The sequence below is a fragment of the Aminobacter sp. SR38 genome (genome assembly GCF_014843375.1).
Lineage (GTDB): Bacteria > Pseudomonadota > Alphaproteobacteria > Rhizobiales > Rhizobiaceae > Aminobacter > Aminobacter ciceronei.
In genome coordinates this window covers 3,545,479-3,566,471 of sequence record NZ_CP062112.1, presented here as the reverse complement: position 1 = coordinate 3,566,471, position 20,993 = coordinate 3,545,479, and the positions used below count along the sequence as shown (strand labels likewise).

At 63.5% G+C, this 20,993-nt stretch carries 19 protein-coding genes; 4 read left to right on the top strand and 15 right to left on the bottom strand.

From position 1 onward, the window contains the following. Positions 1-96 precede the first annotated feature (96 nt). Positions 97-255, top strand: coding sequence for a DUF3309 family protein (locus tag IG197_RS17415; protein ID WP_083948446.1), 159 nt, complete (start codon positions 97-99; stop codon positions 253-255). A gap of 3 nt (positions 256-258) precedes the next feature. Here IG197_RS17415 and IG197_RS17410 read toward each other — a convergent pair whose 3' ends face one another. Then, on the bottom strand, positions 259-627 hold the full coding sequence (locus tag IG197_RS17410; RefSeq protein WP_192313721.1) for a hypothetical protein: 369 nt from the start codon (positions 625-627) through the stop codon (positions 259-261). A gap of 115 nt (positions 628-742) precedes the next feature. Then, complete coding sequence (locus IG197_RS17405) at positions 743-1,699, bottom strand: NAD-dependent epimerase/dehydratase family protein (RefSeq protein WP_192313719.1); 957 nt, start codon at positions 1,697-1,699, stop codon at positions 743-745. Positions 1,700-1,793: 94 nt separating this feature from the next. Here IG197_RS17405 and IG197_RS17400 point away from each other — a divergent pair, with 94 nt between their 5' ends. Further along, positions 1,794-2,687: a LysR family transcriptional regulator gene (locus IG197_RS17400; RefSeq protein WP_192313717.1), complete on the top strand. Its 894-nt coding sequence runs from the start codon at positions 1,794-1,796 to the stop codon at positions 2,685-2,687. On the opposite strand, the gene IG197_RS17395 is transcribed toward IG197_RS17400, so the two are convergent. Further along, a complete protein-coding gene (locus tag IG197_RS17395; RefSeq protein WP_192313715.1) occupies positions 2,666-3,856 on the bottom strand; it encodes an MFS transporter in 1,191 nt (396 codons plus the stop codon). The two genes, IG197_RS17400 and IG197_RS17395, sit on opposite strands and share 22 nt — an antisense overlap. A 377-nt stretch (positions 3,857-4,233) precedes the next feature. Here IG197_RS17395 and IG197_RS17390 point away from each other — a divergent pair, with 377 nt between their 5' ends. Then, positions 4,234-5,064, top strand: a complete 831-nt coding sequence (locus IG197_RS17390; protein WP_192313713.1) for an SH3 domain-containing protein — start codon at positions 4,234-4,236, stop codon at positions 5,062-5,064. A 20-nt stretch (positions 5,065-5,084) separates the two neighbouring features. On the opposite strand, the gene pyc is transcribed toward IG197_RS17390, so the two are convergent. From pyc to IG197_RS17335, 10 genes are all read right to left on the bottom strand, one after another. Then, complete coding sequence (gene pyc, locus IG197_RS17385) at positions 5,085-8,543, bottom strand: pyruvate carboxylase (protein WP_067956648.1); 3,459 nt, start codon at positions 8,541-8,543, stop codon at positions 5,085-5,087. A gap of 190 nt (positions 8,544-8,733) precedes the next feature. Further along, complete coding sequence (locus IG197_RS17380; RefSeq protein ID WP_067956644.1) at positions 8,734-9,849, bottom strand: branched-chain amino acid ABC transporter substrate-binding protein; 1,116 nt, start codon at positions 9,847-9,849, stop codon at positions 8,734-8,736. 136 nt (positions 9,850-9,985) lie between these two features. Then, the gene (locus IG197_RS17375) at positions 9,986-10,333 is read right to left on the bottom strand and encodes a DUF6867 family protein (RefSeq protein WP_192313711.1); all 348 of its coding nucleotides are present in this window, start codon (positions 10,331-10,333) and stop codon (positions 9,986-9,988) included. Between the two features lie 11 nt (positions 10,334-10,344). After that, complete coding sequence (locus IG197_RS17370) at positions 10,345-11,073, bottom strand: ABC transporter ATP-binding protein (RefSeq protein ID WP_067956640.1); 729 nt, start codon at positions 11,071-11,073, stop codon at positions 10,345-10,347. Next, complete coding sequence (locus IG197_RS36240) at positions 11,070-13,067, bottom strand: ATP-binding cassette domain-containing protein (RefSeq protein WP_246765179.1); 1,998 nt, start codon at positions 13,065-13,067, stop codon at positions 11,070-11,072. Before IG197_RS36240 ends, IG197_RS17370 begins: the two co-directional genes overlap by 4 nt. Continuing rightward, a complete protein-coding gene (gene livM / locus IG197_RS17355) occupies positions 13,067-14,662 on the bottom strand; it encodes a high-affinity branched-chain amino acid ABC transporter permease LivM (protein WP_067956637.1) in 1,596 nt (531 codons plus the stop codon). Before livM ends, IG197_RS36240 begins: the two co-directional genes overlap by 1 nt. A gap of 4 nt (positions 14,663-14,666) precedes the next feature. Then, positions 14,667-15,569: a branched-chain amino acid ABC transporter permease gene (locus IG197_RS17350; protein ID WP_115730383.1), complete on the bottom strand. Its 903-nt coding sequence runs from the start codon at positions 15,567-15,569 to the stop codon at positions 14,667-14,669. A 344-nt stretch (positions 15,570-15,913) separates the two neighbouring features. Next, entirely contained in the window at positions 15,914-16,915 is a 1,002-nt protein-coding gene (locus tag IG197_RS17345; protein ID WP_067956631.1) for a 4-hydroxyproline epimerase, read from the bottom strand. Between the two features lie 14 nt (positions 16,916-16,929). Continuing rightward, positions 16,930-18,183, bottom strand: a complete 1,254-nt coding sequence (locus tag IG197_RS17340) for an FAD-binding oxidoreductase (RefSeq protein ID WP_192313708.1) — start codon at positions 18,181-18,183, stop codon at positions 16,930-16,932. 34 nt (positions 18,184-18,217) lie between these two features. Continuing rightward, entirely contained in the window at positions 18,218-19,111 is an 894-nt protein-coding gene (locus tag IG197_RS17335; RefSeq protein ID WP_067956627.1) for a dihydrodipicolinate synthase family protein, read from the bottom strand. Positions 19,112-19,226: 115 nt separating this feature from the next. Here IG197_RS17335 and IG197_RS17330 point away from each other — a divergent pair, with 115 nt between their 5' ends. Continuing rightward, a complete protein-coding gene (locus tag IG197_RS17330) occupies positions 19,227-19,874 on the top strand; it encodes a GntR family transcriptional regulator (protein WP_192313706.1) in 648 nt (215 codons plus the stop codon). Positions 19,875-19,888: 14 nt separating this feature from the next. Here IG197_RS17330 and IG197_RS17325 read toward each other — a convergent pair whose 3' ends face one another. Together IG197_RS17325 and IG197_RS17320 are read right to left on the bottom strand one after the other, a co-directional pair. Further along, positions 19,889-20,209, bottom strand: a complete 321-nt coding sequence (locus tag IG197_RS17325) for a hypothetical protein (protein WP_246765178.1) — start codon at positions 20,207-20,209, stop codon at positions 19,889-19,891. Positions 20,210-20,369: 160 nt separating this feature from the next. Continuing rightward, positions 20,370-20,957 (bottom strand): hypothetical protein, encoded by a 588-nt coding sequence (locus IG197_RS17320; RefSeq protein WP_192313703.1) that lies wholly within the window; start codon positions 20,955-20,957, stop codon positions 20,370-20,372. Between the last annotated feature and the right edge of the window lie 36 nt (positions 20,958-20,993).

Here is a 20,993-nt window from a genome sequence, read left to right as displayed (position 1 = left end):
TGACCAAGCAAGACCCCATGAAAGGCCGCCCAGGAACAACCGGGCGGCCTTTTGCGTTGCTGCCTCGATGAACCCCAAGAATCCGAGGCATGAACAATGACGATTTCAACCCTGCTCATCATCATCCTGATCCTGATCCTGCTCGGCGCGGTGCCGGCCTGGCCGCACTCGCGCGGATGGGGATATGGCCCATCGGGCATCGTCGGCATCCTGCTCGTGGTGCTCTTGGTGTTGATGCTGATGGGGCGGATCTGACCGTCAGCGGACCAGCCGGCTAAGGCGACTGGTGCAAGCCTGCGCAGGTCGCCAGCCCCTTGCGGTAATCGTGCCGGGCCGGGACGCCCCGGTCCGCAACGCATGCTGGACATCGGTGACATAAGCATTGAAGTCGGACGACGCCTCAAGGCAGACGCCGTACTTTCTGTAGGGGTTGGCGGCCCCGCCGACATCCATGGCCTTCAAAGCCCAGGCCTTCTCCCGCTTCGAGCTTGGCAGATAGACGAGCCTCTCGATGTCGGCGGCAGTCTGGGCGGCGTCGTCCACCTTCTCGATCAGGCTTTCAAGCACGGCCGACTGGGCGGAGATCGTGTCGTGTAGGTCCCGGCTGTCGGAGAGCGCGTCGGCCACGGCCGGCGCCGTTGCAAGCTGCGAGCAACAAGGCGATACCGGTCAACGCGCTCATCCAACGCCCCCCACACGGCAACTATCTCATGCACAGTCACCGGCTGGAAGCTGAAAGGCTTCAGGCGGCCGACTTGAGTCTGGAAGGGAGCAAGTCAAGATCGTCGAGCGCGCCCTTCACCGCCTCGTCCAGCGGCGTGTGCGGGATCTCGCCGATGGCGGCTCCCAGCCGCATCGAGACGAGGCGATGCGGTTCGAAGCGCAGATAGGACATCGATACGATCGCCTTCCACATCGGCACGAACGGGCTGCCGGCGCGCAGCACCCACCACGGCATGCTAGTGAGCTTGAGCTTGCGGCCTGTCACACGCCCCATTGCCGCCTTGATCTCCAGGTCGGTCAGGGAGTGGCCCGGGAGATTGAAGCTTTCATAGGCGCCGAGAGACTCTCGCCTGTCGGCCAGCGCCACAAACGTTCTGGCGAGATCGGGCAGATAGGCCCAGGCATGAACGAGATCCACGGGGCCAGGCGCGGTGTAGACGCCCTTGGCCAGCTTGGAGGCGATGATCAGGTCGAACCAGGAGCCCGTGCCCTTGCCGCCAAAGAAGTCGCCGGCCCTGAGCAACACAGTACGAACCCGGCCGGCATCGGCCTCGTTCCGGTACAGCTCTTCTTGCTCTGCGCGGATGCGGCCCTTGTCGGTCGTCGGTCGCTGCGGCGTGTCCTCGGATATGACGGCAGGCATCGGCGAGCCGAAGTTGTAGACGGTACCGGCAACCATGTGCAGCGCGCCATTGGCGTGGCAGGCAGCCATGACGTTTTCGGCCATCGGCAGCACCGAGCTCCAGTCGGTGTAGACGGGACTCAGGCCGTTGAAGACGATGTCCATGCCACGTGTGGCAGCGACAAGCGACTGCCGGTCGAGCGCGTCGGCGGCGAACGCTTCGGCGCCAGCAAGCTCAGCCGGCAGCGTCCCGTCGCGGGTGATGGCCCTCACCTGGTATCCCGCGTCGAGAAAGGCCTTGGCGACGGCGCGGCCAAGCCGGCCGCGGCCACCCAATATTGCGATCTTGGTCATGTCGGTCACTCCTGTTGTGTGACCGCAATGTCGTTCATTCATTTCGGGAAATAAATTGACTGGAAATGGCAACCTGATATTCGTTTTTGTATAGATGCCTGAGCTCGACTGGAACCTCATCCGAAGCTTCGTCGCGGTTGCCGAAACCGGCAGCCTGTCGGCCGCGGCGCGCAAACTGGGCTCCAGCCAGCCGACCCTGGGTCGCCATATCGCCGAGCTCGAGCACGTACTCGACGTCACGCTGTTTCGGCGTGGCCGCCAGGGTTATGTGCTGACCGAGGCCGGTAGCCTGCTGTTCGAGCGGGGCCGTGCCGTCAGCGAACAGGCAACATCATTCGCGCGGCTCGCTTTGGGCGCGGTGGAAGCGATCGAAGGCACGGTCCGGATCGCGGCGAGCGAGATGGTCGCCGCACATGTCCTGCCTGTGATGCTGGCGCATCTCGGAATGGAAGAGCCGGGCATCGAGGTCGAGGTCGTCGCGTCCAACCAGGTCGAGAATCTTCTGCGCCGCGACGCCGACATCGCGATCCGCATGGTGCAGCCGGCCCAGAACGAGCTGGTGGCGCGCAAGGTCACCGACATCGCGCTACGGATGTGCGCTGCTACAACCTATCTCGACCGCCGCGGCCGGCTGGGGCATCCGGAGGATCTGCAGCAGCATGACCTGATCGGGTTCGACCGCAGCGACGAGATGATCCGCGGCCTCGAACGCTTCTACCCCGGGATGACGCGGCATGCCTTCCGCTTCCGCTCCGACAACCACATCGTGCTCTGGGAGGCCGTGCGGGCCGGCAACGGCGTGGGTATCGGCCAGTTGCCGCTGATCCGCCGCGAGCCGGGGCTGGAGGTCGTCCTGCCTGACCTGCCGCTGCCTGTACTGCCGGTCTGGCTCGCCATGCATCGCGACGTGCGCGCAAGCGTACGTATCCGTCGCGTCGTCGACTTCCTGCACGAAGAGCTGAAGCGTTATTCCGCCGGCGCCGTTTGAGACACGGCCCTGAAGTCGGCATGGCGGGCGAGCCCGGCCATGACGGATACCACGACCAGCAGGCCGGACAAGGTGACGAAAACAGGCGCAAAGCCCGTATGGCCGGCGACGAAGCCGATCGCCGACGGCGCCACCAGTATGCCTGAATACCCCATCGTGGTGACCACGCTCATGCCGATGTTCGGCACCACGCCGGGCTGGTTTCCGGCGGCGGAGAAGGCGATCGGCACCATGTTGGCGACGCCCAGCCCGCACATGGCGAAGGCGGCGATGGCGATCCAGGGATTGGGCGCAAGGCCTGCAGCCAGCATGCCGGCAGCGGCGACCAGTGCCGAGACGCGCAGGGTGTTGACCGCACCGAAGCGGTTGCGGACACCATCACCCAGGAACCGCATCAGTGCCATGATGCCGGAGAAGGCGGCAAAGGCGAAACCGGCGGTAGCGATGTCGGCGCCAAGTTCCTGCTTGAGGTAGAGCGCCGCCCAGTCGAGCACCGCACCTTCCGGGATCATCGAAAACAGCGCCATGACACCGACGAGATAAATGGCCGCCAGGCGCGGCATGCGGAAATGCCGATGCTCATGCGCCACCGGCTTGTCCTCGATCAGATAGCGCAGGGCAAAGGCGGTCATGGCCGCTGCAACGAGCGTGACGAACAAGGCATGCGGCAGATGCCCGAACTGCTGGATGATGATGCCGCCAAGCCCGCCGCCGACGAAGCCGCCAAGGCTCCAGAAGCCGTGCGACGACGACATGATGGCACGCGACAGCCGCTTTTCCACCGCAACGGCATTGGCGTTCATGGCGACATCCATGGCGCCCGCCGTGGCGCCGAAGATGTACATCGTCACCGCAGTCAGCCAGACATTGGGCGCCAAGGCTACCATCAGCAGTGCAAAGACCAGAATCCAGGCGAAGCCGATGACAACAGGGCGTGAGCCGCGCTTGGTCATCAGGTAACCTGAGAACGGCATCGCCGTCAGCGCGCCGATGCCGAAACCAAGGATCAACAGGCCGAGCACGAACTCGCTGATGCCGAGCCGGGTGACCAGCAACGGAATCTGCGGCGCCCAGCTTCCGGTCATGAAGCCGTTCATGAAAAATGCTGCTGCGACAGCCCATCGGGCCGAAGCGTTGGCGGGTGTCGGGGTGGCGTCTTTGATGTTCATCGAGCGCGACTCCTAACATAGCTGCCTGGCAGCTGAAATCGATTTCAATCTGCCGTGATCGTCGGATTCAAAAAGTGACCGCCAAGCTCGACAGGTCCCGGTGTCGCCACCGCATTTCAAGGCGAATGCTGATTTTTAAATCGATTTAGAAGCCAGTCAAGTCAGCTTTCATGGCAAGCATTGGGCCAAGACGGTAACAAAGGTTAACGATTGCCCGAATTCCGTCGAATAGCTGGGCTAGCAGGGAAGCCTGGAAACTGCGGCGGGACGGGCAACACACTCCACGTTCGCAATCGTTTCGATACGTTGCATGCCAAATCGGGTTGGGGGTCGGCTTCGGCATGTCGCCGGGCTGTACCAGTGTGGAGTCTTGTACCATGAATACCCCCGCCTTCCGGCTTGCCGGGATATCAAGCGGCCTCGCCGCCCGTCTGCCCCGGCTGCATCTGTCGAAGCTCGAAATCGGCTTGCTTGGCGCAGCTGCGGCGCTGGCGATCGCCATCGTCGCATTCGGGCTCACCGGCAGCGACGAGCCGGACCCGATAGAAACCGCAGCCGTCGTGCCCCCGCGCCTCGAAACCAAGATCCCCGGCACGGAAATCCCCGCCGAGACAGCCAAGCCGATCGCATCGGCCGCCGGTCAGACAGCAGCCGCTCCGGTTCCGGCAGTGCCGGCGCCAACACAGGCCCCGCTCCTGTCAGCCCTGGCCTCGGCACCCGCAACCAGCCATTTCGAAAAGCCCCGGGCGACGGCAGCTGCCGGCCCGGACGAGCGAGGCGAGACGGCCACAACGCCATTGACCACGGCCGCCGACCGGGCGCCCGATCCAGCGCCGACCACGGCCATTCCAACGGAAGGGTTGCGCGGTTCGATCGACGTCCAGGTGGCGGAGACGGAAACCGAAGTGGCGATGCTCGAGCAGCAGACCGGCATGATAGACGGCGAGACCGGTAATGTTGCCCAGGCGACCACCGGTCCGCTGCCGGAGTTGCGCCCGGCAAAGGTGGTGAAATACGCCAATTTGCGTGACGGACCTGCCGACGAGGCCAAGGTGATCGTCGTCGTTCCGGCCAATGCCGAGATCGAGGCCGAGGTCGACTGCAACTGGTGCACGGTCGTCTACAAAGGCCAGCGCGGCTACATGTACAAGAACCTGATCCGCCGCACCATGGCGGAAGAAGCAAAGGCAGGTCAGGGGCTGTTCTGAGCCCCCGACCCTGAGCGAGATCAGCCGTAGACGACCAAAAGGTCCTTGGCGTCGATCTGGTCGCCGGCACGCACCAGCACTTCGGCGATGGTGCCGTCGCGTTCGGCATGCAGTGCAGTTTCCATCTTCATGGCTTCGATCGACAGCAGCACGTCGCCGGCCTTGATCGGCTGGCCGGCCGAAACGGCGAGCGTCGAGACGACACCCGGCATCGGCGCACCGACATGGGCGTCGTTGCCCGCCTCGGCCTTGCGCCGTGCCTTGGAGGCGGATGCGCCATGGGCACGGTCCGGCACCTTGACGCGGCGCGGCTGGCCGTTGAGTTCGAAGAACACCGTCACCATGCCCTTCTCGTCGACGTCGCCGACAGCGAGGCAACGGATGACCAGCGTCTTGCCCTTTTCGATATCGACGAAAACCTCGTCCTCCGGCTTCATGCCGTAGAAATAGACCGGCGTCGGCAGCACGCTGACCGGACCGTAGGTGTCCTGGGCGCCGACGAAGTCGGTGAACACCTTCGGGTACATCAGCCAGGAGGCAAACTCGTCCTCGGACAGCTTGCGCCCGAGCTTGCTCTCGATTTCCTTGCGGTTGGCCTTGAGATCGGCCGGCTTGAGCAGCGAACCGGGGCGCGTGGTGATCGGTGTCTCGCCCTTCAGCACCTTTTTCTGCAGTGCCGCCGGCCAGCCGCCCGGCGACTGGCCGAGATCGCCGCGCAGCATCGACACCACCGAGTCCGGGAAGGCAATGTCCTTGGCCGGGTTCTCGACGTCGGCGACGGTCAGCTCCTGGCTGACCATCATCAGTGCCATGTCGCCGACGACCTTGGACGACGGCGTCACCTTGACGATGTCGCCGAACATCAGGTTGACGTCGTGATAAGCCTGCGCCACCTCGTGCCAGCGGGTCTCGAGGCCGAGCGAGCGGGCCTGTTCCTTCAGGTTGGTGAACTGGCCACCCGGCATCTCATGCAGATAGACCTCCGAAGCGGGTCCCTTCAGGTCGCTCTCGAAGGCGGCATACTGGTTGCGCACGGCTTCCCAGTAGAACGAGATGCGGCGGATCCATTCGGGCGCCAGGCCCGGGTCGCGATCCGAACCACGCAGTGCCTCGACGATCGAGCCCAGGCACGGCTGCGAGGTGTTGCCGGAGAAGGCATCCATGGCCGCGTCGATGGCATCGACGCCGCTTTCGACCGCCGCCAGCACGGTTGCCGCCGACAGGCCCGACGTGTCGTGGGTGTGGAAATGGATCGGCAGGTCGGTGGCCTCACGCAGCGCCTTGAACAGCACGCGCGCCGCAGCCGGCTTGAGCAGGCCCGCCATGTCCTTGACGGCGATGATGTGCGCGCCGGCCGCTTCCAGCTCCTTGGCGAGGCCGACATAATACTTCAGGTCGTACTTCGCCCTGTTCGGGTCGAGGATGTCACCGGTGTAGCAGATCGCCGCTTCGCAGAGCTTGCCCTCGGCACCGACCGCATCCATCGACACGCGCATGTTCTCGACCCAGTTGAGGCAGTCGAAGACGCGGAACAGGTCGACGCCACCTGATGCAGCCTGGCGAACGAAATGCTGGACGACGTTGTCGGGATAGTTGGTGTAGCCGACGCCGTTGGCGCCGCGCAGCAGCATCTGCAGCAGGATGTTGGGCGCCGCCTGACGGACTTTCGATAGCCGCTCCCACGGGTCTTCGGTCAGGAAGCGCATGGCGACGTCGAAGGTGGCACCGCCCCAGCATTCGAGCGACAGCAGCTGCGGCAGCGCGCGCGCATAGGTACCGGCAATCTTGGCGATGTCATGGGTGCGCACCCGCGTCGCCAGAAGCGACTGGTGGCCGTCACGCATCGTCGTGTCGGTGATCAGTACCTGCTTCTGCGCCCGCATCCAGGCCGCGAACTTCTCCGGGCCAAGCTGGTCGAGCATCTGCCTAGTGCCGTCGGGGATCGGGCCGGTGAACCACGGCACGACGGGTGCTGCGGCCTCTGGATTGGGCGCGGCGCGGCCACGCGTCTCCGGGTGGCCGTTGACGGTGACGTCGGCGAGGTAGTTGAGCAGCTTGGTGGCGCGGTCCTGGCGCTTGACCTGCGCGAACAGCTCGGGCGTCGAGTCGATGAATCTGGTGGTGTAGGAATTATCGCGGAACGACGGGTGCGTGATGATCGCTTCGAGGAAGGTCAGGTTGGTCGCCACGCCGCGAATGCGGAACTCGCGCAGCGCCCGATGCATGCGCGCGATCGCCTCGACCGGGTTCGGCGCCCAGGCGGTGACCTTTTCCAGCAGCGGATCGTAGAAACGGGTGATGACCGCGCCCGAATAGGCCGTGCCGCCGTCGAGGCGGATGCCGAAACCGGTGGCGCCGCGATAGGCGGTGATGCGGCCATAGTCGGGAATAAAGTTCTGCTCCGGGTCCTCGGTCGTGATGCGGCACTGCAAGGCATGGCCGTTGAGGCGGATGTCTGCCTGGACGGGCACGCCCGATTCCGGCGTGCCTATGGCGAAGCCGTCAAGGATGTGGATCTGTGCCTTGACGATGTCGATGCCGGTCACCTGCTCGGTGACGGTATGTTCGACCTGGATGCGCGGGTTGACCTCGATGAAGTAGAACTTGCCGGTGTCGGCATCCTGCAGGAACTCGACAGTGCCCGCGCCGATATAGGCGGTGTCGCGGGCGAGCTTGAGGGCATAACCGCACAGCTCCTGGCGCAGCTCCTCGCTGAGGTAAGGTGCTGGTGCGCGCTCGACGACCTTCTGGTTGCGGCGCTGGATCGAGCAGTCGCGCTCGAACAGGTGCACGGCGTTGCCATGGGTGTCACCCAGCACCTGCACCTCGACGTGGCGAGCGCGTTCGATCAGCTTTTCAAGATAGACCTCGTCCTTGCCGAACGCCGCCTTGGCTTCGCGCTTGCCTTCGGTCACCTCGCGGATGAGGTCGGCCTCGCTGCGGATGGCGCGCATGCCACGACCTCCGCCACCCCATGAGGCCTTGAGCATGACGGGATAGCCAACCTCGGCGGCGAGCCTCTTCACCTCGTCCATGTCGTCGGGCAGAGGGTCGGTCGCCGGGATCACCGGCACACCGACTTCAATGGCAAGGTTGCGCGCCGCCACCTTGTTGCCAAGCCGGCGCATGGTCTCGGGCTTCGGCCCGATGAAGGTGATGCCATTGGCAGCACAGGCGTCAGCGAACTCGGGGCTCTCCGACAACAGACCATAGCCGGGATGGATGGCATCGGCACCCGACAGCCTGGCGACGCGGATGATCTCCTCGATCGACAGGTAGCTTTCGATCGGTCCCATGTCCTTGGTGAGATGGGGACCACGGCCGACCTGGTAGCTTTCGTCGGCCTTGAAGCGATGCAGCGAATATTTGTCCTCTTCGGCCCAGATCGCCACAGTTTTGAGCCCCAGCTCATTGGCCGCGCGGAAGACGCGGATGGCGATTTCGGATCGGTTGGCGACGAGGATCTTGCTGATCGGCACGAATACGCTCCAGGGACCGGATATTTAAGAGGCGGCGAATGATTAGCGGGAAAATGCTGCGGTGCAACCGAAAACACACATTGCTAAATCGATTTAATTTCCGTTGGGTCAGACCGGCATTTTTCCACGGCACAAAAAAATGCCCGACGCTTTCGCGCCGGGCATCTCACATCAGCAGACCCTGCTGAAATTACTTCTGCGGCTTGTAGGTGTACTTGCCGTCGTCGCCCTTCACCCATTCATACATGATGTAGCCGGGCAGCTTCGGGTCGCCCTTCTCGTCGAAGCCCATGTCGCCAAGCACGGTCGGGAAGGTGTTCGCCTTCATTGCCTTCGCCACTTCCTGCGGATCGACCGAACCGGCCTTCTTGGCAGCTTCGGCGATGACCTGCATCGCTGCGTAGGAGTAGAGGGTGTAAGCCTCGGGGTTGAAGCCGGCGGCACGGAACTTTTCGACCAGCGCGTTGTTGGTCGGGTTCAGCGTCGGATCGGGACCGAAGGTGTTGAGGGTACCGGCAACAGCGTCGCCAGCGATCGAGGCGAGTTCGTTCGAGACGATGCCATCGCCCGAAACCAGCTTCGCCTTGAGGCCCTGGTCAGCCGTCTGGCGGATGATCAGGCCGGCTTCGGTGTGTAGGCCGCCCCAATAGATGATGGTGACGCCGGCTTCCTTCATCTTGCCGATGAGTGCCGAGAAATCCTTGTCGCCGATGTTGACGCCTTCGTACATGACCTCGGTCAGGCCGGCAGCGTTCATCGCCTTCTTGGTTTCGTCAGCCAGACCCTGGCCGTAAGGCGTCTTGTCGTGGATCACCGCGATCTTGGCGTCCTTGAACTTCTCAGCCAGATATGCGCCGGCGATGGCGCCCTGCTGGTCGTCACGGCCGCAGGTGCGGAAGGTGTTCCACAGGCCACGCTCGGTGAACTGCGGGTTGGTCGCAGCCGGGGTGATTTCGAGAATGCCGTTCTCGGCGTAGACTTCCGAAGCCGGGATCGAGACGCCCGAGTTGAAGTGACCGACCACGAACTTGACGCCGTCAGCGACGAACTTGTTGGCGACCGAGATGCCCTGCTTCGGATCGGAAACGTCGTCGCCGACAACCAGCTTGATCTGCTCGCCGTTGATGCCGCCAGCTGCGTTAATGTCGGCAACCGCCTGCTCGGCACCCTTCTGGAGCTGCGCTCCGAAGGCTGCGTTCGGGCCGGTGATCGGGCCAGCGACGCCAACAATGATATCGGCCCATGCGCTGCCGCTGAACGCCACAAGCGCGGTCAGTGCAACAGCCGACAAAAGTGACTTTTTCATTGAAACACTCCCATTAGTTGAGTGGGCGTGGATGTTCTTTCATGCGATGCCCACCCATATCGCAGAAAGGTGAGTTTGCCGATTTTCCGGCAGTTGTCACGCCGATTCATTTGCGAATCGGCGCGTTAGACCCCCCTCAAGACTTGGCGCGCCAAGAAAGCGGCGAGGCCTTTTCATAGAGCCAGTGATATTGCTTCACCATCTGATTGGTGCGGGTGTATTTGTAACCAAGCGTTGCAAAAACCAGCGATATGACGGTGTCGACGATATAGTATTGCAGCGAGAACATGGTGCCCTCGAACAGCGCGTGGTGGATGAAGCGCACGCCGAGCCCAAGCCCCAGAATGTACAACACGAGCTGCGCGTAGCTGCGCCAGGTCTGGGCACAGGCGCGTCCGGTCATCCAGGCCGCCCATCCACCCAGCAGGCAGCTGACGAACAGGAACTGCCAGATCGAGGCTTCCTCGTAGAGAATGCCGTGCATGATGGTGTCTCCTAGTGACGGCCGCCTTCGAGATAGGCTGCGCGAACCTCGGGATCGGCGAGCAGATCCTTGCCGGTGCCGCTCATCGTGACGACGCCGTTGACCATGACGTAGCCGCGCGTCGCCAGCTTGAGGGCGCCGAAGGCGTTCTGCTCGACAAGGAACACGGTCAGCCCTTGGGTGCGGTTGAGCTCGCGGATGGCGTCGAAGATCTGCTTCACGATCAGCGGCGCCAGGCCGAGCGAAGGCTCGTCGAGCAGCAGCAGCTTGGGTCGAGCCATCAGCGCGCGGCCGATCGACAGCATCTGCTGCTCTCCGCCGGAAAGCGTGCCGCCGCGCTGGCCGATGCGCTCCTTGAGACGTGGAAACAGCGTGAACACCTTCTCGACGTCCTCATCATAGTATTTGAGGTTGTCGAGGCTTGCGCCCATCTGCAGATTTTCCATCACCGTCATGCGCGGGAAGATGCGCCGGCCCTCGGGCGATTGCGCGATGCGCAACCTCGCGATCTCGTGCGTCGGCATGTCGGTGATGTCGGTTCCGGCGAAGGTGATGGTGCCGCGGCGCGCCCTTGGCGTACCGAAGATGGTCATCATCAGCGTCGACTTGCCAGCGCCGTTGGCGCCGATCAGCGCGACGATCTCGCCTTCATTGACAGCGACGTCGACGCCGCTGAGGGCGCGGATGTTGCCGTAGTAGGTCTCGACACCTTTGATGTCGAGCAAGGTCTTAGCCGTCACTTGCCACCTCCGCGCTTGGCTTTCGCCGGCTTGGCCGCTTCACGCGCCAGCGCCTTGGCCTGCCCCACCCAGTCTTCCCGTTCGATGCGGCCGTCAAAGGCGAGATAGGCCTCGGCCGCCGCGATGTCCGACTTCTTCCACGCCGCCACCTGGTCGAAATGGAAGATACCGTGCTCGTTGAGCTTCTTTTCGTTGACCGGCCCGATGCCCTTGATCGCGATGAGCCGGTCGGCAACGCCGCCACGCGGAGCGGCAAGTACGTTGGAGATGGTCTTCGGAGCTGAGGGCTTCGCGGCGGCAGGTTTGGACGCCGCCGGCTTGGCGGCAGTCGGTTTGGGCGTTGACGCCGCAGGCTTGGCGGGCGCCTTTGCCGCGGCCGTTGATGACGGCTTTTCTGGCGTCTTCGTTTCGGCTTTGGCGACCGCTGGCTTGGCAGCCGGGACAGGCTTGGCGCTGCCCTTTGGTGCCGGCGTGGCCGTGACTGCAGACTTTACGACCTTTGCTGTCTTGGTAGCAGGATTCGCGGCTGGTGTCGCCCTGGCAGCCGGTTTCGCCCGCGGCGTGGCCGTGCCGGTCGGCTTCGCAGAGGTCGTGGCTTTGGCAACCGGCTTGGCCGATACAGCGGCTGGCTTGGCTGCCGGAGCAGCCTTCGCCGGGGCCTTGGTCGTTGTCTTGGCAGCAGCCTTCGGCGCATCCCCCCTGGCGACTTGCTTTGCAGGTGCCGGCGCTGCCTTGGCCGCGGGCTTGACCGCCTCTTTCACGACCGCAGGCCTGCTTGCCCTGGCCGCAGGCTTCGTCTCAGCCTTTGCCGCTAGCTTGGCAGGAACAGCAGCGGATGCCTTGCCGGCTGCCGCCTTGGGCGCAGGCTTGACCGGCGCAGACATCAACCCCGCTGGTGCAGCCGCAGGCTTGGCCTTCGTCGCCTTTCCGGCGGGAGCCATCTGGCTTGCAGACGCGGCGGCTGCCCTTGCAGCCTGCACTTCAACCTGACTGGCTTTCGATGCGCCCTTGGAGACCGAGACGACTTCGCCATGACCATCGCTGTGGCCAATGGTGTCGCTCACCGGTCCGGCCATCATCGACGAAGACGAACCAGGTCCATGGGCCGGATCCGGCATGCCTTCGAGCTCTTCGATGACCTGCTCGTCGCCAACCTCGACCAGAACGTTGGAAACCTCTTCGTCGTCAACGCCGAGATAGGCGGCAATGACCTTCGGATCCGTCCTGACCGACATCGGGTCGCCATCGGAAATCTTGCGGCCGTATTCCAGCACCACGACGTGGTCGGAAATCTGCATGACCACCGACATGTCGTGCTCGATGAGCAGGATCGAAGTGCCGGTGTTGTCCTTGATGTCGTTGAGCAGCGTATTGAGCGCCAGCGACTCTTTAGGGTTGAGGCCGGCCGCCGGCTCGTCGAGGCAAAGCAGCTCGGGCCCGGTACACATGGCGCGCGCAATCTCGAGGCGGCGTTGTGCGCCATAGGGAAGGTCGCCCGCCGGATCGTCGGCACGGTCGAGCAGTTCGGCCTTTTCGAGCCAATGCTTGGCAAGCTCGACTGATTCAGCCGACGCCCTGCGGTAGCCGCCAAGGCCGACCAGGCCCATGACGGTAAATCCGGAGGCCTTCATCAGCTTGTTGTGCTGGGCAACCAGAAGATTCTCGAGCAGCGTCATGCCCGAAAACAGCCGGATGTTCTGGAAGGTACGCGCGACCTTGGCCTTGGCGGTGATCTGGAAGTCCGGCATGCGCTCGAGGAGGAATTCCCCGCCTTCGCGGCCGTTGAACCGGATCATGCCTTCGGTCGGCTTGTAGAAGCCCGTAATGCAGTTGAAGACCGTGGTCTTGCCGGCACCGTTCGGGCCGATCAGCGCGGTGATTTCCCCGCGCTTGGCCTCAAAGGACAGGTCGCCGATGGCGACAAGGCCACCGAATTTCATCGACAGATGCTCGACCTGCAGGATCGGCTTGCTCATGGATGCGCTCGCGTTCATCAGCCGTGTCCTTCCTTGGTGAAGGAACTGGAGACAGCTTTTCGTTCATGCAGGAAGGCGGTGGGTTCGCGGCTGCCGACGAAACCTCTAGGCTTCCACAGCATCACGATGACCATCGCCATGCCAAACAGCAGCATGCGGTAAAGCTCAGGCGTGAAGTCCGGCCCGAAGACGTGCTTGAGGAACTCCATCTCGCGCAGGATCTCGGTGCCGCCGATCATCACCGCGGCCGCGACCGCGATGCCGACCAGCGACCCCATGCCGCCGAGCACCACGATAGCCAGGATGATCGCCGATTCCAGGAAGACGAAGGATTCAGGCGACACGAAGCCCTGGCGCGCGGCGAAGAACGAACCGGCGAAACCGCCGAACATGGCGCCTGTCGCAAAGGCGGTGAGCTTGGTGGTGGTGGTGTTGATGCCGAGCGAACGGCAAGCGATCTCGTCCTCGCGCAGCGCTTCCCAGGCGCGGCCGACCGGCATGCGGCGCAGGCGTATGGTGACGAAGGCAGTCAGCAGCGCCAGGCCAAGGATGAGGTAGTAGAGGAAGATCTTGTAGTAGGCGCCGGACTGGGCAATGCCGAGCACCTTGGCGATGTAGTTGGGATCGGAGACGTTGAACGACATCAGCCCGAAGAAGCTGACCTTCGGGATGCCGGAGATGCCGGCAGCACCGTTGGTGACTTCGCGCCAATTGATCAGCACGAGGCGGATGATCTCACCGAAGGCGAGCGTGACGATCGCCAGATAGTCGCCTCGAAGCCGCAGCACCGGGAAACCGAGGATGACGCCCCAGAAGGCGGCCATGATGCCGGCCACCGGCAGCAGGATCCAGAACGACCAGCCGAGCTGTGTTGCCAAAAGCGCATAGGCATAGGCGCCGACGGCGTAGAAGGCGACGTAGCCAAGATCGAGCAGCCCGGCGAGACCGACAACAATGTTCAGGCCCCAGGCCAGCATGACGTAGATCAGGATCTGGATGCCGAAATTGTCGACCCACTTGAGCGAACCCTGGAAGCCGCCAGCCATCGACCCCGTCAAGAGCGCCAGGATCAGCACGACAACGATTGGATAGGCGATCAGGACGCCGACGCCGAGGGCCGAAAAGTGGTTATGGATGAAGGCGCGGAAGTAGAACAGCACCGAGGCCAGCGCATAGATGATCGCCAGCGCACGGAAGAAGCGCAGGTAACCAGCCAGGCCGGAACCGAAAATCCCGTCAAGCGAGCCGGCGAACAACAGAAGCACCGCCGCGACGACCAGCGCCCCAATGAAGTAGGGCAAGCGGAAGAACCGCGTCGCCACGCTGTCGGGCAGCAGCCCGCTGGCGACATCGACGATCTTCTGCCGCGCCATGAATGGCTGCGCATAGGCGACGTAGAGGAAGCGGCCGAGCATGACCAGGCCGACGACGATGGTAAGCAGGCCCCAGCGCGGAACGAGGACCAGTTCGTTGCTGATGTTCTGGTCGGTCTTGAGGCCGATGAAGAGGAAGAAAAGGCCAAACGCGATGATACCCGCATAGAAGGCCTCGCGAAGGCCGTGCTGCAAGGGGCTGGCGGTCTCTTCGCGTGAAGCTTGGGCGATATTGGCCATGTTGTCAGACCTTCTCGACTTCGGGCCGGCCAAGGATGCCGGAGGGCAGGAAGATGAGCACGATGGCGAGGATCGAGAACGCTGCAACGTCCTTGTAGTCGATCGAGAAGTAGGCCGACCACATGCTTTCGATGAAGCCGATCATCAGGCCGCCAATGACAGCTCCCGGCAACGAGCCGATGCCGCCAAGCACCGCCGCCGTGAAGGCTTTGACCCCGGGCACGAAACCGTCGGAGAAGGCAACGACACCGTAATACATGAGGAACAGGGTACCGGCGACGGCGGCAAGGGCTGCACCCATGATGAAGGTGATGGAGATGGTGCGGTCGACGTCAATGCCGAGCAAAGCTGCCATCTTGCGGTCCTGCTCGCAGGCACGCTGGGCGCGGCCGAGCGAGGTCTTGTTGACGAGGTACCAGAACAAAGCGAGCAGCAGGGCGGTGACCACGACGATGATGATCTGCTTCAGCGAAATCGAGATGCCGCCGACATTGTAGACCTGGCTGACCATTGGCGGGATCGGCTTGTTGCGCGGACCCTGGGTGACCTGAACGAAATTGGACAGCGCGATCGACATGCCGATGGCGGTGATCAGCGGCGCCAGGCGGAACGATCCGCGCAGCGGCCTGTAGGCCACCTTTTCGATCGTCCAGTTGTAGAGGCTGGTCAGGAGCATCGCCACGACCATCATGATCAGCAGGGCGATGACGACCGGCACCGAATAGAACATGGCGCCCAGGATCAGGAACACGATCAGAGCGGTAAACGCCCCGAGCATGAAGATGTCGCCATGGGCGAAATTGATCATGCCGATGATGCCGTAGACCATCGTATAGCCGATCGCGATCAGGCCATAGATGGACCCCAGCGTCAGCCCATTGACCAGCTGCTGGACGAAATATTGCATATGGATGCGGCTCCCCTGGAATGTCGCGCGTGCACGCATTCCTTTTGATATTTCCCCTAGTCCTAAAGTTTCGAGCCTGGATTGCAACGTGATTCTTCAACCCGTTGCGGCTTGCCGGACAGCGTTTTCCGCCGCCTCTGTTTTTTGTTGTCCAGGCCCTGGACTATCGCGAAACCTATCATTGGCTCAACGCAATGTCTTTGCCGATTCCGGTGATTTTGCGCGCCATTATCGAAGAATGTAGCGCCAAGATACGTAGCTGCGACAGTTCCTTGCGTCTTGCCGATGGTCTCTTTCCTATGAATGTCTAGACATATTGGCTGCTCCAGCTCCCTGCCATACGACTATTTGACTATGAACCCATGCGCGAACGGATCGCGATCGTCGATGAAGATGGTGTTCAATCCGGTCATCCGCGCCCACCCCCCGATCGAGGGAATGATCGCCTTCTTGCCGGCCACTTCGACCTCGCGCTCGACCCGCCCCTTGAACAGCGAACCGATGATCGATTCGTGCACGAAATCGTCACCCGCCCTGAGCTTGTCCTTGCCGTGAAGCTGCGCCATGCGCGCCGAGGTGCCGGTGCCGCAAGGCGAGCGGTCGATCGCCTTGTCGCCATAGAAGACCGCGTTGCGGGCATGCGCTTCGGCATGCTTCGGCGCACCCGTCCACAGCATGTGCGACAGCCGATCGATGCCGGGATTTTCAGGATGCACAAACTGGTATTTTTCGTTCAGCCGCTGCCGCACGACAGGGCTCCAGGCGATGAAATCGCCGGCGGTGTAGTCGGCCATGTCGCGGTAGTTTTCCTGCGGCTCGACGATGGCGTAGAAATTTCCGCCATAAGCGACGTCGACCCTGATCTCGCCGAGTACAGGGCATTCGACCGAAAGCCCTTCGGCATAAAGGAAGGACGGCACGTTGGTGATGCGCACTTCCTCGACATAATCGCCGACCTGCCTGTACTCGGCAATCACGAGGCCGGCCGGCGTGTCGAGGCGCAGCGTGCCCGGCGTCTTCGGCTTGATCAGCCCGTGCTCGATCGCCATCGTCACCGTGCCGATCGTGCCGTGGCCGCACATCGGCAGGCAGCCCGACGTCTCGATGAACAGGATGGCGACATCGCAATCCTCGCGCGTCGGCGGATAGAGGATCGAGCCCGACATCACGTCATGGCCGCGCGGCTCGAACATCAGCCCGGTGCGGATCCAGTCGTATTCGGCAAGGAAATGCGCCCGACGTTCCATCATCGTCGCGCCTTCGAGGCGGGGGCCGCCGCCCGCCACCAGCCGCACCGGATTGCCGCAGGTGTGGCCGTCGATACAGAAAAAGGAGTGGCGCGCCATGATGATACCTTGCGTCAGAAACGTTGGGCGGAAAAGGGGGTGAGATCGATCGCCGACTTTTGACCCAGCATCCGCTCGCGCACCAGCCGGCCAGTGGCCGCCGCCTGGGTGAGGCCAAGGTGACCATGGCCGAAAGCGTAGTGGACGCCGGCTTGGCTGCGCGAGCCGCCAATGACCGGCAGCGAATCGGGCAGCGACGGGCGGAAGCCCATCCATTCGCGCCCGCCCGAAGTATCGAGACCCTGTAGGAACTTGCGCGCCTTCTCCAGCATCGCCTTCGACCGCGCATAGTTCGGCGCCCGCGAGATGCCGCCCAGCTCGACTGCGCCGCCGACGCGCAGGCCGGTGGCAAGCGGCGTGATGACGAAGCCATGGCCGGAGAAGATCAGCTGTCGGTTGACGTCGAAAGCACTGGTGGGGAGCGTCGTGTTGTAGCCGCGCTCGGTTTCGAGCGGGATGACGTCGCCGAGCTGACGGGCGAGCAAATGCGACCAGGCTCCGGCAGCGATCAGCACCTGGCGGGCGAACAGCGTGCGGCCTTGCTTGAGCTGGATCAGGATGCGGTCACCAGTCGGCCGGACAAGCCCGACATCGCCCTTGACGAAGGAAGCGCCGCTGGCCTCGGCATGACGCCAGATCGCCTTGCCGAGATCCTTCGGGTCGGACACCGTCTTCCAGCCGGGCACGAAGGTGCCACGCGTGAAGCGGTCGGCCAGCCCGGGCTGATAGTTTGCGAGTTCGTGCTTTTCGAGATGCCGGTAGGCGATGCCGAAGCGGTCACGCGCCGCCCAGCTCGGCAATGCCGCCTTGAACTCCGCCTCACGCTCGTAGAGTTCAAGCGAACCGTCCTCGCGCAGCATCGAGCCGGTACCCGAGCGCGCCATCAGCGACGCCCACTCCTGCTCGGCGAGCTTCATCAGCCCGGCCTGCGCGGCAAGGCTCGCCTCATAGTTGGCGGGCGCCCCGGCACGCCAGAAGCGGAAGAGCCATGGCGCAAGCTTGGGCAGGTAGGCAGGTGGAATGGTCAGCGGGCCAAGCGGGTCGGCCAGCCATTTCGGTACGTTGCGCATCATGCCCTTGTGCGCAAGCGGCAGGACATCGGAGAACGCAAACGCCCCGGCATTGCCGGAGCTGGTTTCCTCGCAGACGCCGGTGCGGTCAAAGACCGTCACCTTGCGCCCGGCCTCGGCGAGATAGGCAGCCGCTACGATGCCGACGATGCCGGCGCCGATGATGGCAATGTCGATCTCGTCGACCGCTGCACTCATGCCTTGCTCCCCTCCGAGCCCTGCCCTTACCAGATCAGAACGAAGGCAGCTTGGGGCGGACTTCCAGGGCGTCCTTGATGATCTTCTCGACCGCGTTGCGGCGCTCGCCCGACAATGGCTTGCGCGGCATGCGCACACGATCGTGGGAGCCGATCGCCAGCACCTCGGCAAGCTTGATGTTCTGGACCAGATAGGTCGAGACGTCGAGGTCGAGCAGCGGGCGGAACCAGCGGTAGATGGCGAGCGCCTCTTCGCGCCGGCCCTGCTTCATCAGCTGGTAGATGGCGACAGTCTCGCGCGGGAAGGCGACGACGAGGCCTGCAACCCAACCGATGGCGCCGACCGAAAGAGCCTCGAAGGCGAGGTTGTCGACGCCGGTGAACAGGTCGTAGCGGTTGCCCAGGCGGTTGATGATCTCGGTCGAGCGGCGGATGTCGTCGGACGATTCCTTGACCGCGACGAAGCGCGTGTCGGACGCCAGTTCCTCCATCTGGTCGACAGTGACGTCGACGCGGTAGGCGAGGCGGTTGGAGTAGATCATGACCGGCAGGTCGCCGGCTTCGGCCACGGCGCGAAGGGCCGCCACCGTCTCTTCCGGGTTGGTGTGGTAGATCGGGCTCGGCACCACCATCAGGCCGGACGCGCCTTCCCTAGAGGCGCGCTTAGCGATGGCCGCCGCCTCGCGGGTGCCGGCCTCGTTGACCGTCAGCAGCACCGGCTTGCCGGCGGCGACCTTCTGGGCGGTCTTCAGCACTTCGATCTTTTCGTCATGCGAGAGCATCGGGCCCTCGCCGAGCGAGCCGGCGACGATCAGGCCGTCACATCCGGCCTCCATCTGCAGCGCGAAGCAGCGCTCCATTTCGGCATGATCGAGGCGATCGTCCGCCGTGAATTTGGTGGTGACTGCTGGGATGACTCCGGCCCACATGGCGCTTTCTCCATCTGATATATCAGTGATATATGACTAGGCGACCAACATTGTCAATTGGCAATCGCATCTGATATATCAAAAATATATCATTGCGCTTTCAAGAGATTCGGTCATGCAAGCTGAGAAACTGGAACCGGCTGCGACACGGGCCTACCGCGAGCTCGAACGGCTCATCGTCACCCTCGAGCTCGCCCCTGGGACCATTGCCACCGAAGGTTCTCTGATCGACAGGCTTGGCCTTGGCCGCACGCCGGTGCGCGAGGCGATCCAGCGCCTGGCCTGGGAAGGACTGGTCGAGATCAGGCCGCGCGCCGGCCTGGCGATTGCGCCGCTGCACCCCGGCGACTGGCTGCGCGTGCTCGACGCGCGCCGCGGCATCGAGGTCGTGCTTGCTCGCTCGGCGGCGCGCTTCGTCACCCGCGATGCCGCCAACCAGTTCCATGCCGCAGCCCTTGCGATGCAGAAAGCAGTGATCGCAGCCGACGTGCTCGGCTTCCTCGCGGCCGACAAGGCGCTCGACGAGGCCCTCGCCCTTGCCGCCGACAACGATTTCGCCGCCCGCCTCGCGGCACCTCTGCAGACCCACAGCCGGCGTTTCTGGTTCCGCTATCAGCGTGACACCGGCCTCGCCGCGTCCGCAGAACACCACGTCGCGCTGATCCGCTCGATCCTTGAGCACGACGAGGAAAGTGCAGCGCAGGAAGCCGAGCGGCTGATGGCGATGCTGCGCGCCCACGCCGAGGCGGCAGCGACGCGGTAAGGCCGCATGATCGATCAATGCCTCGGTTCGGCTTCCCTGACCTCGTCAACGGCGCTCTCCCAGCCGTCGCCGGCGGCGAGCACACAGCTGCGGCCTCTGACATCCGACAACAGCACGGTCCAGGTGCCATCGGCGGAGATGTAGATTTCGACGATGGCCGCGTCGCTGGCGACGCCGTAACCAAGGCGCCGCTCGTGAAAACTGTCCGTCAGGCCGGCCACGATCGCGTCATGGTCGCTGCAGAACAGCTCTGCAACTGCCGGGGTGGCCGGCAGCATCAGCGCCAAGCCGACGGCCGCCAGCCCGCTTGTGTGGAATGCGGGCGCGAGCGCCATTCGACACCTCCTTGCCGCCGCATCTGTGCGGGAAGGTAACGACCCATCTTAACACGAAGGGCCAGTGGAAGCCCCGGAAGCATTGGGCCTTCCGTCATTCCGTCCAGGCCCTCGCACCCGGGGCATATTGCTGCACACCGCCGCAACAAGCGGCGGCACGTCAGCCCTGTCGGGGATCACACAATGGCAGCTTTGCGATGGCGTCGTCCGTCAGCAGTTTTCTCAGGTTTACCGACGACACCAGGAAGTACTGTTCGTCCGCCTGGCTGCGCATGAAAATCTCTGCCACGAGCGCGCCGGGGTTGATGGCACCGTCGCGGCATCCACCCTTGATCGTCACGGATATGCTGCCCTTGCCGTCCTTCCGGCCGGTCGCCTTGAAAGCGCGCGCCTTGGCCTGCGCGGCGGCGAGCCGGGCCAGGTCCGCCTGCGCGACGCGAGCGACCTGGATCCTTTCGAAGGAAGGGCTGGCCGACACGCCCGGCGCATTGTCGCCTGATACGATTTCGAGCGGCAAGGCCTCGTTGACCGGTCCATAAGGTGCCGGCGCCTCCATCGCGAAATGCAGCACGACATCGCCGGTGCGCAGCTTGAGCGGAACAGGCATGACGGCTGCGACGCTCATCTGCTCCGGCGCGATCTCTAGAGGATCAAGGGCTGCGAGCCTGGTCAGCGCCATAGGATTGAGCGAAGCGCAGGCAGACAGCGTCAACAGCGAGGCCAGCCCTGCAATCGAACGTCCACGCACCGACATAATGCCTCCGTATGGTTGTTTGACAGCACT